We start from the raw sequence: 16,587 nt of genomic DNA on the forward strand, positions 1-16,587 counted from the left end.
TTATGGCTTTATCTAAACTATTACTTGAGTAATTTTGATCGTTAGATTTTACAGATAAAAAGAAAAATGCAACGACTAAAAAAGAGAATATTGATTTAATAATGATAGAATTTAAGAGTTAAAAGTGTTTTAATTTTAAACAAATTTATACCGTTACCTTTACAATAAGAAGCCTAAAAAAGGTTAAACGGACAACTTAAAAGCTGAATTGGACAAGTCTCGATTTGAAGAAATTTATGTGTTTATATTTTTTGAATTGTATTGCCCAAAAGAATCGCGAAAAGTCGCAAAAGCGCAAAGAAAAATAAGCAAAAGAGCTAAACTTTGCGACTCTGCGACTTTGCGCGAGAATAAATTTTACTATATAAAAAAGGGCGAAAAAAACTTTACCTTTTAAATATTGATTGTTTCTCCAATATCTGGCAAATACAAACTCAACCCTGCGTTTTTAAATTCTTCGATTGCATTGGTTTTATTCATTTTTATAAATCCGAATGTATCATAATGAACGCCAATGACTTTTTTTGTTTTTACTAATTCCGCTGCTTCAATCGCATCGTCGATTCCCATTGTCAATAAATCTCCTACGGGGAAAACTGCAAAATCTAAATCTACCCATTTTGCTACCAAACTCATATCTAACGTAAGTGCCGTGTCGCCGCTGTAATAAAAATTACCTTCGGATGTTTTAAAAGCAAATCCGCTCGCAGATCCTGCGTAGGCACCATCCGGAAAACTGCTTGAATGCTGCGAAATAAAAGCTTTTACAGTTCCGAATTCAAACGTGCCTTTACCTCCGGGATTTATAGGCTGCAGATTTTTAAGTCCGAGTTTACCAAAATAATGGTACAATTCCCAACTGCCAAATACGGTTGCTCCCGTGCGATTTGCAATGACTTCTACATCGAGCATATGATCAAAATGTCCGTGCGAAACAAAAATATAATCTGCTTTAATTGTACTGATATCAATATCTTTTGCTAATTCATTTCCTGAAATAAAAGGATCAAACAACAAGTTTTTGCCCTCTACTTCTACTGAAAAGCAAGAATGGCCGTAATAGGTTACTTTCATAGTGATATATTTTAATGGTTAATTCCTAATAACTAAATTACTAAAAATCAATCAATTAACTTAAATGGTTTTAAATCAAACTTGTAAAGGAGTTCTGGTAATTTTATAATGAAGGTTCTTGAAAAGCTGCTTTATTAACACCTAAAATAATTCCGTCGTTTCTATCCTGAACAAAACCAATTACTTCCCAATCTTTTGTATTGAAATCTTTAGGCAAATGAACAATGGAAATTCCAGATCTATCTTTGTTGAGATTTACGGTATGCAAATGATGTACGATTTGATAATGCGATAAAATACGATGAGCATTCTCCCCTCTTTTCACATTGCTTTTCGCCGCTTTCTGAACTACTGCAATCAATAAACGACTATTTTTTGACGCTCCTTCTATGGCATATTTTACCGAGAGACTATTGTTGATTTCGCTTACTTCTAACTTTAAATCGGCAACAGCGGGTTTAGAAAGTGCTGATTTAATCGCATTTCTCACCACAGTTTCCTGCGAAGCAATATATTCTGATTTTCCGTTAACAATTAGTTGCGGTGTGTATATTGGTTCTTTTCCTAAAAAATTAGCATATTCGTATTGTCTTTGGGTATAATCGGGATTGCTAAAAATATCTTTCCAGCCCTGTTTGTCCCAATAATCAACATGGTAGGCCAAAACATATAAATTGTTGTCTTTACACTCGTTCTGAATTTTTCCCATCAATTCATCGGCGGGAGGACAACTCGAGCAACCTTCTGATGTAAACAATTCTAAAAGTGCAAAACCTTTCACTTCTTTTTTATCCGGATTGTTTTGTGCAAAAGCAGTTGTTCCTATAAGAAAAACCAATAAAACAGTGAGGTGTATTAATTTTATTTTTTTCATGATTTCTATTTTTTATAATCTAAAAAGCCTCCACTTTCGAAGAGGCTTTCTGTTTAAAGTATTAAAGAATATTAATGATAACATCAATGTTTCCTCTTGTTGCTTTAGAATACGGACAAGTTTGGTGTGCAGCATTTGTAAGTTTTCTGGCAACTTCAGGATCAATTCCCGGAAGGCGTACGTTAAGACGTGCTTGTAGAAAATATTCTCCATCAGCCAGACATAAATCAACCTCTGCATCTACAGCAGTTTCTGCCGGAACTTTAACCCCTAATTTTGAAGCCGCGATTCCCATTGCTCCCATAAAACAAGCGGACCATCCCGCCGCAAATAATTGCTCCGGATTTGTTCCCGGACGTGATGTTCCCGGTGAACTTAATTTGATATTTAATTGATCGTCTGAACTTTGAGATGTTCCTTCGCGACCGCCTGTTGTGTGTGTTTTTCCTGTGTATAATACTTTTGTTTCCATGATTTTTTTAATTTTAGATTTTAGACTTAAGATTTTAGATTTATTTGAAAATTTGAATATGAATGATTAATAATTTAACCGCAAAACTTTGTATCACTTTGTGTATCCCGATAGCTATCTGGATTGTTTTCTCTGTGGTAAATTTAATCGCAAAGAGCGCTAAGGTTTTTTAATCTTAAGGGTTTTATAAGAGACGCTATGAGCGCAAAGCTTTGTGTGCTTTAAAATAGACCTTAGCAAACTTTGCGTAAATCCTTGCGTTCTTTGCGGTTAAACTTTTATGGTTAAACTTTTCTTTTACTTAATTTTAGTAACATCCATAATCGCCTGAGCAAATGCTTTAGGATCTTCCTGCGGAACATTGTGTCCAATTCCTTTTAAAATTCTGTGCTCGTATTTGCCGATGAATTTATTGGCGTATGCTTTTCCGTCTATATTGGCACCGTCAAAGTCGCTTCCTATTGTGATTGTCGGAACTTTAATTGCTGGACGTTCTGCTAGTTTCTTTTCTAAACTATCGTATTTAGATTCTCCCGGTTCCAGAGATTGTCTCCATCTGTAATTGTGAATTACGATTGCTACATGATCCGGATTATTAAAAGATTGTGCCGTTTGATCGTACGTTGCTTTATCGAAATTCCATAACGGAGAAGCTATTTTCCAGATTAGTTTATTAAATTCATAGGTGTTTTGGCTATAGCCTGATTTTCCTCTTTCGGTAGCAAAATAATACTGATACCACCATCCTAATTCAGCCTGAGGAGGTAACGGTTTTAAATTGGCTTCAAGATTTACTACCAGATAACCGCTTACAGAAACCAATCCGTTTAGGCGTTCTGGCCAAAGTGCCGCCATAACCACCGCTGTTCTTGCTCCCCAATCGAATCCGCCAATAATGGCTTTATCGATTTTAAGCGCATCCATAAAAGCAATAATATCACTTGCTAATGCTGCTTGTTGTCCGTTTCTAAAAGTGTCTTTAGAAAGAAAAGTTGTAGTTCCTGATCCTCTTAAATAAGGTGTAAGAACTCTGTATCCTTTCGCTACTAAAATAGGCACTACTTCATTATAACTGTGAATATCGTAAGGCCATCCGTGAAGCAAAATTACCGGAGTACCAGTTGAAGGTCCTGCTTCTGTATAACCCACATTCAATAATCCGGCATTAATTTGTTTTAATGTTCCCAGCGAACTTGCCGTTGTAACTTGTTTTTCTGATTGCGCATTTACCAATGTCATCGCAAAAAATAAAGCTGCTACTAAAACTATTTTTGAAGCTATTCTATTTACAAAACTACCTCTATCTTTTTGTATTGTTTTCATAATTCTTTTATTTTAACAGTTTGATTATTAGTTAATTTCTTCGTCAAAAGTATACCGATAAACATCTTTACACAATCAGAAAATAGTTGAAACGGACGAAGTAAAACCTGAAACGGACAAACCTAAACCTGAGATTTTTTATTTTTTCATAATCATAATCGGTTGCCCCTTCTCTACAATATAAGTCGCTAACTCAGTTGCTTTTGCATTGGTATGATTGTTGGCCGAATGAAATTTTCCTGCCGGAATAAAAAGCACTTCGCCTGCTTTTAAGGTTACCGGAGTTTCATCTTCAATCTGATATTCTAATGCGCCTTCGAGAACATAGATTATTTCTTCTCCCGGATGTGCATGTTTGCCGAACGAAGTATGAGCATCAAAATCAATTCGGGCCTGAACCATTTCTTTTCCCGGAATACTTAAATCGTGTTTTTGTAAATCGGTACGTTTTACTCCGCTTTTTTGTGCCTGAGCATTCGATGGAGCGAACAATGCAATAAGTCCTACGATCATCATTGCGTATATTTTATTTGTTTTCATTTTGTTTGTTTTTTTAGATTATGTGTTAAATAATTTTTCTCGCAGATTGAGCAGATTGGGCAGATTTTATTTTAAATCTTTAAATCCTTTGCTTTGATCTAAACACATAGAAACATAATTTTACTGAATCAAAAAAGGGCGTTTCACTTTAAATAGTACCGCATAGCAGGACTATGTTTAAAAATCTTGATTTTTTAAAACCAACTTTATGTAAATTATAAAATCTATGTTTCTATGTGTTTAAATAAATCCACACAACGATTTATAGTTATTTTCTCAAAGATTTAAACGCTGCGCGAAGTTCTTCTGTAAAAAGTTGTGGTTCTTCCCAAGAAGCAAAATGTCCACCTTTTGATACTTCATTAAAATAGATCAGGTTTTTATAACTTTTCTCTGTCCAGCTTTTTGGTGCCTGATAAATTTCTCCAGGGAAAACAGTTACTGCCACCGGAATTTTTATATCGTTTGTTTTTTGTTCTACCACATTAAAGTTGTTGGTATTATTTTCCCAATACAATTGTGCCGATGAGTTGGCAGTATTTGTTAACCAATACAAGGTAATATCATCCAACATTTCGTCTTTTGTAAGCGATTTTTCTGCATTTCCGCCGCTATACGTCCATTCGTTGAATTTATCTAAGAAAAACGAAGCCAATCCCACCGGAGAATCTGTGAGTCCGTATCCTAAAGTCTGAGGGCGAGTTACCATCATTCCTGCATAACCACCACCTCTGGTATATAATTTATTAAGCGATACAAAAGCTGCTTTTTCTTTAACTGATAATCCTGCAGGAGCCGGATCTCCGTCCTTTAAAGCTTTGGCAATATCAGCAGGAACTGTTGCCGGCATGTTTACATGAATTCCCAATAAGCCTTGCGGAGCCTGACGCGCCATAGCATCTGCAATTACAGAACCCCAATCGCCGCCTTGAGACACATAATTTTTATAACCTAAACGTTTCATTAAAACATCCCAGGCATTTCCAATTTTTTCTGGTCCCCAGCCTGTTCCTGTTGGCTTTTCCGAAAAACCATAACCTGGCATCGAAGGAATTACAAGATCAAAAGCATCTTCGGCTTTTCCGCCATAAGCAGTAGGATCTGTTAGCGGACCAATTACTTTTAGAAGTTCAAAGAAAGATCCTGGCCAACCATGCGTAATTACTAATGGTAATGCATTTTTATGTTTTGATTTAATATGAATAAACTGAATGTCTAATCCGTCGATATTGGTTACAAATTGAGGTAATGCATTTAGTTTAGCCTCGGTTTTACGCCAGTCATAAGTAGTTCCCCAATATTGTACAAGGTTTTGAATTTGCTGTAATTTTACTCCTTGCGACTGATCTGTAACAGTTTCCTTATCCGGCCATCTTGTAGCGTTTACACGAGTTCGAAGATCCGTTAAAGCTTCTTGCGAAATACTAATGTGATACGGACGAATTGCCTCGGCTTCATTAGTTGCTTTTGCCTGATTTTTTTGTGCGAATCCTGTTGCTGCGATCAGCATAAATATTCCTGTTGCAATGGCAGTCAGAAAGCTGTTTTTGTTTTTTAGAATTGTTTTCATTTTGATTATAAATTTTGTTATTGTGATTAATTTCTTTGTCAAAAGTATCTCGATAACAAGCGATTTAAAATCAGTAAATAGTCTAAACGGACGAAGTTGATCCCGAAACGGACATTGTGAAAGTTGAAAGTTTTATTGTCATTAATATTTTTTTTCAGGAGCTAATCCCGCTATACGTTACAATCTTTTGCGGCGAACACCGCCACAAAAGGATTTCCACTTCTATCGGGGCTAGGGCAATCATTTTCATAAGAATGTTTTCATATAGTTTGTCATCCTGATCACACTCGGGATTCTCCAAAGATTGATGATTAGAGATTACGGAGTTTCTGGTGTAATCTACATTACCTTTGTCAATTTTTTTTCTTGTAAACTTGCCAGACATAGCCCGTGGTTTCAACCACGGGGTGCAATATTATTATACCTATATTGTGTTCCCGTGGTTGAAACCACGGGCTATGTTTGAAGAAAAAAATTAAATTTAGGTTACAACTGTCGACAACTTTGTGTTTACAGCATTTATAAACCCGACAGCTTTTAAAAACCTGTCGGGTTTGGCGAAACTATTATAAATGAAAAAAGACCACCTATTTGGGCAGCCTCTTTTTAAATATTTTTTATCTATTTATCCTTTCAAATCATCAAAATAAGCATTCGTTTCTTCTATAAGAGAATGCATTAATTCTTTGGCTTTGGTATGTTTTAAGATTGGAGCAATTTGTCCGCCCCAAAATAAAATCATGTCCCATTTTTGTTGGTCAAGAGCGGCTTTTCGCAATGGAGATACAAGCGTTGTCTGTAACGGAAACGGAAGAACATTTTCTTCTTTTCCTGCAATTTCTTTGGCTATCCGGCTTGTTAAGCCACGACCTAAACGTCCTGTGTAAGCACGGGATAATGTGGTGTATTTTGCTGCATCAGAGAATAACATTTCTCTATGAATAGGTAATGCATTCGATTCGTCGCAGGCTAAAAATGCTGTTCCTATCTGAGCCGCACTTGCTCCTAAAGCCAATGCCGCTGCAACGCCTTTTCCGTTGGCAATTCCACCTGCAGCGATAATTGGCGTTTTTACTTTTTCGCGAATGAGTTGTAGTAATACAAAAGTTCCTGTTAGCGATGATTCGGCGGAAGCCAAAAACGAAGGTCGATGTCCGCCTGCTTCAAAACCTGAGGCAATAATCATATCTACTCCCGCTGCTTCCAGAAAAAGAGCTTCGTCTAAAGTTGTGGCAGCACCAACGGTTGCGATTCCGGATCTTCGGCATTGCTCTAAAACATCGGCCGAAGGAACGCCAAACATAAAGCTGAATACTTTTGGTTTAATATCCAGAATCACTTCCAACTGATTTTCAAATCTGGATTGAAATGGCGCTGGTTTTTCCGGTAACGGAATCCCTACTTCATCAAAATAAGGTTTAAATAATACTGCTGTTTTATCGTATTGATCATCTGATAAACCAGAAGGCAAAATATCATGATCTGAAACCCAAAGATTGATGTTATACGGTTTATTGGTTGCTGCTTTTAATTGTTTGTCTGCCTCAAAAATTTCCTGAGGCGACATGGTGTAAGCGCCGTATCCGCCAAGTCCGCCAGCGTTTGATACAGCGGCAGTTAATTCTACCGTCGATAAATTACCGCCAAATGGTCCTTGCATGATCGGATACTCAATCCCTAATAATGCTGTAGCTTTTGTATTGTACCACATCTTTTTTTCAATTTAAAGTTATTGGCTTACATCCGTCAACATTTTATTGACGATAAACCATTTTCCGTTAATCTTATGGAAAGATAAAAAATCCCGATAATTAAACTCGTACATTTTAACATTAATTTCGGCTGTAGCTATTGAATTTACTACATTAATCTTCAGGATTTCTCCTTTAAAAGGTTTTCCTGAATCCTTAGGACTTTGTCTGTTTTTTACACCATCAAGATAAAGGTCTACCGTTTTAAAATAAGGTTGTCCCTTAATATCTCCAAAAAGTAACGCACTTTCGTGAAAAATACTTCCCAATAGTATTTCGTCTCCTTCGTAAATTCCTTTAAAATAATAATTTTCTAATGCATCAGTAATTGCTGATACGTCGGCTTGATTTTCCATTTTAATGTTATTTTGAGCTTTTATGCCATGAAAAGTACAGAGCATAAAAGCAATTAATAAAATAGTTTTCATTTAATTATAAGTTGTGTCCTGCACCTTTACCACCATCAACATTAATGATTGCACCGGTAATAAAACTGCTTTTTGCAACGGTATACACCATTTCGGCAACATCATCGACTTCTCCTACTCTGTTTACCAAATGCAATCCCGCACTTTGATCTGATTTGTCTCCGTGCATTGGCGTACGAATAACTCCCGGAGCAACCGTATTGATACGAATATTTTGTTTACCAAATTCAGCCGCTAACTGAATCGTTAAGGCGTGAATAGCACCTTTGCTTGATACAGGAGCCGAAGCCGGCCATCCGCCCAAACCGTGATTAACCAAAGGAGTTCCGATATTAATTACGACTCCGTCTTGCTGTTTCAACATTTGCGGAATAACCGATTGTGTAGTAAAATAAGTTCCTTTTAAGTTTGTGGTCAGGAATTTATCCAGATACGCTTCATCTACTTCTAAAAATGGTTTGCTGTCGAAGATTCCGGCATTGTTAACCAATACATCTACCGAACCAAATTTTTCTAAAGCAATTTTTACCAATTCTTCTCCGGTTTGTTTCTTGCTCACATCTCCGGCAAACATTGCCAGATTATCGCCTGCCCCAAATTCGTTGTAAGCACTTTCTAATGCTGATGGTGTTAATGAATTAATCACCACATTATCGCCTCTGTCTAAGAAGTATTTTGCGATTCCTTTTCCGATACCTGAAGCTGCTCCGGTAACGATTATTGTTTGTTTTTTCATGCTATTTATTTTTTATCGGCTGTGATGCCTTTTTCTCTTAATACAGATACCTGATCTCCTGCGTAACCCCAATCGTCTAATTCGATTTCCTGAATGACAACGTGAGTCAAATGCGGATCTTTGTTGAGTACATCCGTAATTAAATTGGTAATTCCGCTTATTAATTCTTGTTTTTGCTCGCGGGTAACGCCTTCGCGAGTCAATTCGATTTTTACGTAAGGCATGGCTTTAGTTTTTAGAAGCTTCGGCTGTAATAGTAAAATCTAAGTCGAAGTCGTTGTAAATTAAAGTATCTCCCAAATCTTTGAAGAAGTTTCCTGAACGGAATTTGATATCGTATTTGGTACGATCAATAACCAATTTCCCTGAAAGCGAAAGTGTATTGTTATTAGTTTCAACTTCAGTTTCAAAACCTGTAAGATGTGTAATATCTTTTATAGTAAGGTTTCCTTCAAGATAATATTTACCATTTGAAATTTCTTTTACAGAAAGAATTTCAAAGTTTGCCGTTGGAAATTTCTCGATAGAGAAAAAATCATCCGATGCCAAATGTCCTGCAAATTGTGCATTTGTATCCGGATCTGTAACGTCCAGGATTTTTATCGAGGCTGTATTGATCACAATATTTCCGCCCTTTATTTTTCCGTCATTCAAAATAAAATGACCTTCTTTGATACCAATTGTACCGTTATGTGCTCCGGTAACTTTTCTACCCGTCCAATCGATGTTGCTGTTTGCGCTTACGATATTAAAATTTGTTGTTTCCATTTTTATTGTATTTAAAAGTACAGTACAAAGGAACGGCGAGTATGAAAATGGGTTACGTGATGTAGATCACAAATTTTTTTTTAATAGGTTCAAAGAGGCAAAGGGACAAAGGTGCAAAGGTTTTGTTTTGCGCCGATTTTAGGGGATTGTGCGGATGTTTTTTTAGTCGCGCAAAGACGCGGAGGCGCAAAGTTTTTTTCTCACAGGGTTTTAACCTCCTTTTTCTCATCTGATTTATATAATAAAACCATTTCTTTTTTTAGGAGCTGATCCCGCTATCCGTTACAATCTTTTGTGCCTCCCGATAGCTATCGGGACGGACACAAAAGGATTTCCTCTTCTATCGGGGCTAGGGCAGTCATTCATAAGAATGTTTATCACAAAGTTTGTTATCCTGAGGAACGAAGGATCACACTCGTGATTCTGCAAAGATTAGCGCTTATAGATTGCGGAGTTTCTTGTGTGATCTGCTTCGCCTGTTCGCGATCGCTCGGGTCTCTCTTCGGTCGAGATGACAAACTACGCAGGAAATCGTAAATTAAAAAATCATTCTAATCCTTGTAATCTGTGGCAAAAAAAACTTTTATGAATTATATAATCTACTCAAAGTTTCTCTTGAAACACCCAAATAGGCAGCGATTAAATGCTTGGGAACTAAATTATAAAGTTGCGGATATAATGCCAAAAGTTCTTCGTAACGGGTTTTGACATTGTTATTCATAAAGGATAAAAGTCGTTTTTGAGAGGCAATATATCCTTTGTTAGTTCTCCAACGGAAAAAATGTTCGATTTGATGAAATTCGGCGCACAATTTTTCGCGATCGCTATTCGACAGGCAAAGTAATTCGACATCCGAAATACAATCTACATTTATGGTTGCAGGGGTTTGATTGTACAAAGCGGTGTAATCTGATGTCCACCATGTAGGCATAGCAAACTGAAGAATGTACATTTTGATTTCGTCATTGATAAAGAAAGCTTTCAAGCAACCTGAAATTACAAAATATTCACAATCGACTTTGTCGCCTTCGCTAATAATGGTTTGACCTTTCTTGAAAGTCAAGGGTTTGAAATGCGAAAAGAAATAATCGAATTGCTCGTCTGTTAACGAAGCAGTTTTGGCGATGTGCTGTTGCAGGATTTCTTTGGAGGACATTTTTTTCTTTTGAGGTTCAAAGGTTCAGAGTGACAAAGGTACAAAGGATTTCTTTAAAGGCACTAAGGTTCTGAGGTGCTAAGGTTCTGAGTTTTTTTTAAAGGTTCAAAGGCGCAGAGGTTCAAAGGGACAAAGGTTTTCTTTAAAGCTACTAAGGTTCTAAGATGCTAAGATTCTGAGTTTTTTTTAGGTTCAACGGGAATTGTAGAGGCGCACAGCAGTGCGTCTCCTCGTAAGGTATAATAATCTCGAAAAGATTCAGAGGTTTCTATACTTTGAACTTCTGATGAAAACTGATTTCTAGCCCTGATTGAAGTGGAAATCCTTTTTATTTTTTTCTTTAAAAAATAAAAAGATTGGAGCGGAAAGCAGGAAATAGCTCCTAATAAAAATTAAATTTCAATTCTTAAACTTCGTAAGTAAAATCCAAATTACAATTTAGGGGGCTATACCTTAAAACGATGATTATGGTTTTGTTTACATAAAAAAATCAGGAACGAATACTATAAATATTGTTCCTGATTCTTTATTATGTTTTAAATTTTATCTTCTGCCTCTAAATCCTCCGCCTCCTCTAAAATTACCACCGCCGAAACGGTTTCCTTCTCTTTGGAAATTTTGGAAATCTCTTGTTTGCGATTCGCCTCGATCTCTTGCAAATGCTGAGCGATCTAAATCGTTGGTGATGTTAGGATGGCCCGCTTCTCCGAGTGGTTTATCTCGTTGCCCCAGCGTTTGATTGGCTTTAGGGAAATTATCATGCTGGATTCCGTCGCCTAAGCGATTTCCGTCTCCTAAGCGATTTTCACCGCCAATATTTTGGTTTGGTTTGGGTAGATTGTCGCGTTGGATTCTCTCTCCTGCTCCATTAGCTCCCAATCCCTGATTTGGACGATCGTGCGCTAGAGCTGTTCCGGAACCTTTTGCGCCGCCAAGTTTTCCGGCTTGTGTCCAGCCTCCGTTGCCGTTGTTGTAATGGCTCCAGTTTCCGTTGGCGTCTCTTTTATATACGTGTCCGTCGTGTCCGGCATACAAATTATTGTTGGTATGAATAGTGGTTCCTCCCCCGCGACGATGCGTAATCACGCCTTTATTACCTCCGGAAGTTTCGTAACCAATTGCAGTACCGCGTCTGGTCGTAATATGTCCCGTTTGCGCCCACTGACGGCCATTTGTGGCAGCAGAATGTCCCCATTGTGCATAAGCATTATGTCCCTGATTGGTTCTGGCGTAATTTCCTGTCCACGGATTATACGAACTTGCTGCTGTACGACCTCCGTACCAGCCTTGTACACTTGCTGAACGTCCGTATCTTCCTGTTGCAGGATTGTACCAGGCTGATGTTCCCGCAGCGCCGTAAGGTCCGTAAACGCTTCTTCCGGCTGCCCAGCCACCTGTCCACGGATTGTAGACTGCTCCGCCTCCGTACGTATAAGGCCAAGGGCGATAAATTGGGTACAATCCTCCATAATATACATATGGCGGATAGTAAAATCCTGTTCCGTAAGTTAATATAGCGCCTACTGTAGCACCAATAATAAAGGCGCCAAAATAACCTGCTGTTGTACTACTTTGTACAGTGGTGTCGGTTGTGGTTTGTGTAACGTAGGTTACATTATAAACCGGAGAACTTGGCGGAATGGTGTAAATTTCTTTAGGAACTGAATCGGCTGTTTTCCAAGGGCCGTTAGGGCTTGTAGACATGAACCAAACTGCCTGAAAACATAAATAATACAAATCGCCTACTTTTATTACTTTATCCTGGGTATTGCTTGCATATTGCATTTTTGTACCCTCGATAGGTTTAAACTGAGGTGTTCCGTCATAAGTAACTTTGGCTTTTGCTTCGGCATCGGCTTTGTTTATAATGGCTGTTGTAGGAACCTGAGCCAGCATTACGGCGTCTTTGGCTTCCTGAGTTCCGGGTACTGATGCTAGTACGTTTGCCCGTGGCGAATTTTTAGGAATTTTAGTAAAATCAGCCGGAAGGTTATTTCCTGCGTATGACCATGGTCCTGTTAATGCTGCAGATTTAAACCATCTTCCGGATAACAACACATAATATTGTCCGTCGCCTTCGTTGGCAAAAATATCATTTTCGGTATTTTCAATGTATAATAGTTTAGTTCCGTCGATTTTAACAAATTTCGGGGTTCCGTTTATGGCAATTAATTCAGCAGGTTTGTTGCTGTAGAAAATCTGAGGAGCGGTACCACCTGTTGGTGCGGGAATCATTTTTTTGACATCATCAAAATTTTGACCTGACGGAAGATTACTTAAACCGGAAGGTAGTTGCGTGGTTTTTTCCCATTTTCCGCCTAGTTGTTTTGAAGTAACCCAAACATTATCTGCCAGTAAATAATAGTCTTTTGTGGTTTTATCAAAAAACAAATCCCAGTTGGTATTAACAACATATTGAATATCTGTTTTTTCTACGGGTACTAAAACGGGTTCTCCCTGAACTATAAGCAAAACTGCCGGATTTGTACTGTAAAAAATTGCAGGCGGATCGTTTTTACCTGCAATTCCTTTCGCCGGACTTTTAGTTTGGTTTAAATCTGCGAGAATGCGATCTACCGAAACCGGATCTCCGCCTTTTGGCAATGTTTCTTTAAAGAGTTTCTCCATTTCAGGAACTTTCTTTTCATCAAGAGCAGGAAATCTCACATCAGTTACCGTGACGTTTTTAAAAAATACGTTGCGGTTGTCTTTATCTACTAATGTTTCTGCTTTTAGAGAGGCTACGCCCAAAATTTCTTTGCCGTCTTTTGGGGTCAATGCAAAAGCAAGTCTTGCCGTAATTTCTTTATAATCTTTCCACTCGTCGACCTGGGGTTGATAATAAACCAATTTTGTGCCATTGTTTGTGGTTTCGCGTGGCCAGCCATCATCGGTAAGTGAATCAGAAGAAGCGGTTTTAATTGCTTCAGAAGTTGATTGATTCTGATCTTTATCTTTCTTGCATGAGAAAAAAATTGAACTAACACAGAGTACAATTATTAGAAAAGCCTTTTTCATAAATTAAAAAATTAGATTACTATTTATTGAAAAAATCATTTTTATCGATATCCCGTAAAAATTATTAAGTATAAAATTAAGTTTACGGGAATTATAAATCTAGTAATCAAGCGTTTCGTTTGTTTCAAATTGTAATATGAAACCAAAAAAAATAAATTTCAATTATTGAAATTCCAAATTCCAACTGAAAATCTTTGGGTAAATTCCAAATTCCAATTAGCAAGCCCTTCGACTTCGCTCAGGCTGACAATAGAAAAAACCTTTGAACCTTTGTTGCTCTGAACCTTTGCTCCTTTTCTTAACTCAAAACCATTCCTCCGTCCATAATAAAATCAGCGCCTGTAATGAATTTTGCCGCATCGCTGCTTAAATAAGCAACCATCTTGGCAACATCTGCCGAGGCTCCCATTTGTTTTAGCGGAACTTTTTCGATCACAACATCCATAATCGATTTTACTGTTGCTGCATCTAATCCTACTTTATTCATCACCTCGGTTTCTGTTGGGCCGGGACTTACCGAGTTTACTCTGATTTTTCTTGGTGCCAATTCTACAGCTGCCGATTTCATAACGGAATTAAGGGCAGTTTTACTCGAAGAATAAATGGATGATCCCGGACCTGGCATACTTGCTGTGTTCGAAGAAAGAAATACCACCGAAGCATTGTCTTTCAGGATTGGAATAAACCTGCTTAAGGTAAAATAAGCGCCTTTGAAGTTGACATTCACAATACTATCAAATAATACTTCTGTAGCTTGTTCGATGTTTCCTAATCCGGCAATTCCGGCGTTGATGAAAAGAATATCAACTGAACCAAAATCTTCTTTTACTATTGATGCCAGGTTTTCGATATCTGCAATACTCGACTGATCTGCCACGATAGAGGTTACACCTAATTCTGAAGCTGCTTTTTCGATTGCTTCTTTACGTCGGCCTGTAATAATAACTGTTGCGCCTTGTTCTTTTAATTGTTTTGCTGTTGCGTAACCTATACCGCTATTTCCGCCAGTTATTACTGCAACTTTATTTTTTAAATTGTCCATTTTTTAATGTTTTAAATTAATGGTACAAAGTTAAATGGCAAAACCTATTGCTTTTTTAATGGTATCATGGAGTATACTGGTCTTTTTTTTACCATATAAGTTATATAAGTTCATTTAAATAGCAAAGCTCATAAAGCAACTTCTTACATTACTTATATGATTTAAGAAAAGTCTAATTCGCACTTCCTTATATTTTCTTACATTACTTATATGATTTAAGAAAAGTCTAATTCGCACTTCCTTATATTTTCTTACATTACTTATATGGTTTAAAAATAATCCAATTATCATCTCATATTTTCATACATCACTTATATGCTGAAAAAAAATGTTTTTATATATTCGTCTAAAAATTGTCATGGAAAGAAATCAGAAAGAAGAAGTTCAGGCACTTCAGGATACGATATATGTTTTGGGAGGAAAATGGAAATTGCCTATCATCAATTCGATCTGCAACGGAAACCATCGATTTAAGGAAATTCAGCAAAGTATTCCGGGGATTACGTCGAGAATGCTTTCGAAAGAATTGAAGGATATGGAAGCGAACAATCTTGTAAAAAGAACAGAAGATCGCGATGCTAAAATTGCTATTGTATATGAATCTACCGATTATTGTAGATCCTTTGGCCCTATTATTTTAGAAATGATCAATTGGGGAATTGCACACAGGAAACACATTAAAAACAGAGTCGAGAAATAAAATTTCACTTTTTGAAATTCCAAATAATAAACTCCAAATTCCAATTAAGAAGCCCTTCGACTTCGCTCAGGGAGACATTAGAAAAAACCTCTGAACTTTTGTTGCTCTGAACCTTTGCCTCTTACTCTAAACTTTTCAACTGCAAGGCCCTTTGCAAAAAACTCTGATGCATTATTTTGTTTTCAGCTTCGTTAATAGCCTGAAGCAGATTGTTCTGATTGTCGGCGATTTCTTTTAGAACGCTGGACATTACTTCCCAAACGGGTTTCATTTTTTCTATTAATTTCTGTCCTTTTGGAGTCAGTAAAATCAATCTTTTTCGTTCGTCGACTTTGTCTTTTTTAGAACGAATCAGTTTTTGTTTTTCAAGTTCTTTCAATAAACTAATGGTCGAGGGATGCGTGTAGCCTATTTCGTTTGCAATTTCTACAACGCTCAAAACTTCTTTATGATATAAAGTATACACTACAGGAAACCATTTTGGTTCAAAGTCGATTCCGTATGATTTATAAAACAACGCACCATCTTTTCGCAATTGCTCGCTTAAACGTTGCAATCGTGTCGAAATGGCCAAAATCCCTGATTCATCAATTATATTCATCGTTACTTTTTTAGTTTTAAATGACAAAATACATTGTCGGCACTCATAACAGGAAATGTCTCCGGAAGCGAATCTTTCTCAATTCGCACGAAATGATTTCTTTCATAAAAACGCAAAGCAGCTTCTAGTACCGTTATGGTTCCCAAATATAAATCATCGATTTGATTTTCATTGCAATAATCGACTAAAGTGTCTAATAATTTTTGCGCAATCGAAAACTCTTTTCCGCGGAAATCTTTCTTTACAAACATTTTTCTGATCGCGGCTTCGGTATCGCTAAATTTTATCAAAGCAATTGTTCCTACCAATTCATCATTTATAAATGCGCCCCAAAAATGGCCTCCCCCGTTATAATAAAAGTTTTTTATATCTAATAAATCAGGTTGGTCTTCGATCGTAATGGGAACATTAAATTCTTTTTGCTGAATGTTTAAAATCAAATCTACAATTTCGTTGGAATATTTATTTTCTATTGGAATAATTTGTGGTTTCATGTTTTCAGAATTTAAAATACAAAACTACGTAGTTAAATAC

The 16,587-nt window shown here is 37.0% G+C and carries 17 protein-coding genes; 1 reads left to right on the forward strand and 16 read right to left on the reverse strand.

Features of this window, described 5'->3' with window-relative positions:
* Positions 1-393: 393 nt before the first annotated feature.
* From FLACOL7796_RS03555 to FLACOL7796_RS03620, 14 genes are all read right to left on the reverse strand, one after another.
* Complete coding sequence (locus tag FLACOL7796_RS03555) at positions 394-1,074, reverse strand: metal-dependent hydrolase (protein ID WP_173969457.1); 681 nt, start codon at positions 1,072-1,074, stop codon at positions 394-396.
* 103 nt (positions 1,075-1,177) lie between these two features.
* Positions 1,178-1,948: a DUF1223 domain-containing protein gene (locus FLACOL7796_RS03560; RefSeq protein ID WP_173969458.1), complete on the reverse strand. Its 771-nt coding sequence runs from the start codon at positions 1,946-1,948 to the stop codon at positions 1,178-1,180.
* A 61-nt stretch (positions 1,949-2,009) separates the two neighbouring features.
* Positions 2,010-2,420 (reverse strand): organic hydroperoxide resistance protein, encoded by a 411-nt coding sequence (locus FLACOL7796_RS03565; protein WP_173969459.1) that lies wholly within the window; start codon positions 2,418-2,420, stop codon positions 2,010-2,012.
* 297 nt (positions 2,421-2,717) lie between these two features.
* Positions 2,718-3,743 carry an alpha/beta fold hydrolase gene (locus tag FLACOL7796_RS03570; RefSeq protein WP_232067280.1) on the reverse strand — a complete coding sequence of 342 codons (1,026 nt, stop codon included), beginning with the start codon at positions 3,741-3,743 and terminating at the stop codon, positions 2,718-2,720.
* Positions 3,744-3,881: 138 nt separating this feature from the next.
* The gene (locus FLACOL7796_RS03575) at positions 3,882-4,283 is read right to left on the reverse strand and encodes a cupin domain-containing protein (RefSeq protein ID WP_173969460.1); all 402 of its coding nucleotides are present in this window, start codon (positions 4,281-4,283) and stop codon (positions 3,882-3,884) included.
* Positions 4,284-4,551: 268 nt separating this feature from the next.
* Positions 4,552-5,853, reverse strand: a complete 1,302-nt coding sequence (locus FLACOL7796_RS03580) for an epoxide hydrolase family protein (RefSeq protein WP_173969461.1) — start codon at positions 5,851-5,853, stop codon at positions 4,552-4,554.
* 625 nt (positions 5,854-6,478) lie between these two features.
* Entirely contained in the window at positions 6,479-7,564 is a 1,086-nt protein-coding gene (locus FLACOL7796_RS03585) for an NAD(P)H-dependent flavin oxidoreductase (protein WP_173969462.1), read from the reverse strand.
* Positions 7,565-7,582: 18 nt separating this feature from the next.
* A complete protein-coding gene (locus FLACOL7796_RS03590) occupies positions 7,583-7,960 on the reverse strand; it encodes a nuclear transport factor 2 family protein (protein ID WP_232067281.1) in 378 nt (125 codons plus the stop codon).
* Positions 7,961-8,036: 76 nt separating this feature from the next.
* Positions 8,037-8,768 carry an SDR family NAD(P)-dependent oxidoreductase gene (locus FLACOL7796_RS03595; protein WP_173969464.1) on the reverse strand — a complete coding sequence of 244 codons (732 nt, stop codon included), beginning with the start codon at positions 8,766-8,768 and terminating at the stop codon, positions 8,037-8,039.
* 5 nt (positions 8,769-8,773) lie between these two features.
* Positions 8,774-8,992 carry a tautomerase family protein gene (locus tag FLACOL7796_RS03600; protein WP_055095205.1) on the reverse strand — a complete coding sequence of 73 codons (219 nt, stop codon included), beginning with the start codon at positions 8,990-8,992 and terminating at the stop codon, positions 8,774-8,776.
* A 4-nt stretch (positions 8,993-8,996) separates the two neighbouring features.
* A complete protein-coding gene (locus FLACOL7796_RS03605; protein ID WP_173969465.1) occupies positions 8,997-9,536 on the reverse strand; it encodes a YceI family protein in 540 nt (179 codons plus the stop codon).
* A gap of 583 nt (positions 9,537-10,119) precedes the next feature.
* Positions 10,120-10,692: a Crp/Fnr family transcriptional regulator gene (locus FLACOL7796_RS03610; protein WP_173969466.1), complete on the reverse strand. Its 573-nt coding sequence runs from the start codon at positions 10,690-10,692 to the stop codon at positions 10,120-10,122.
* A gap of 543 nt (positions 10,693-11,235) precedes the next feature.
* Positions 11,236-13,710 (reverse strand): hypothetical protein, encoded by a 2,475-nt coding sequence (locus FLACOL7796_RS03615; RefSeq protein WP_232067282.1) that lies wholly within the window; start codon positions 13,708-13,710, stop codon positions 11,236-11,238.
* Between the two features lie 298 nt (positions 13,711-14,008).
* On the reverse strand, positions 14,009-14,752 hold the full coding sequence (locus FLACOL7796_RS03620; protein WP_173969467.1) for an SDR family oxidoreductase: 744 nt from the start codon (positions 14,750-14,752) through the stop codon (positions 14,009-14,011).
* A gap of 358 nt (positions 14,753-15,110) precedes the next feature.
* Between FLACOL7796_RS03620 and FLACOL7796_RS03625 the strand changes: the two genes are divergently transcribed.
* A complete protein-coding gene (locus FLACOL7796_RS03625; RefSeq protein WP_173969468.1) occupies positions 15,111-15,452 on the forward strand; it encodes a winged helix-turn-helix transcriptional regulator in 342 nt (113 codons plus the stop codon).
* A 121-nt stretch (positions 15,453-15,573) separates the two neighbouring features.
* Here the strand turns inward: FLACOL7796_RS03625 and FLACOL7796_RS03630 are convergent, their stop codons facing one another.
* The gene (locus tag FLACOL7796_RS03630) at positions 15,574-16,053 is read right to left on the reverse strand and encodes a MarR family winged helix-turn-helix transcriptional regulator (protein WP_173969469.1); all 480 of its coding nucleotides are present in this window, start codon (positions 16,051-16,053) and stop codon (positions 15,574-15,576) included.
* A gap of 2 nt (positions 16,054-16,055) precedes the next feature.
* The gene (locus FLACOL7796_RS03635; protein WP_173969470.1) at positions 16,056-16,547 is read right to left on the reverse strand and encodes a GNAT family N-acetyltransferase; all 492 of its coding nucleotides are present in this window, start codon (positions 16,545-16,547) and stop codon (positions 16,056-16,058) included.
* Between the last annotated feature and the right edge of the window lie 40 nt (positions 16,548-16,587).

The organism is Flavobacterium bizetiae, from assembly GCF_902804475.1.
Taxonomy (GTDB): Bacteria; Bacteroidota; Bacteroidia; order Flavobacteriales; family Flavobacteriaceae; genus Flavobacterium; species Flavobacterium bizetiae.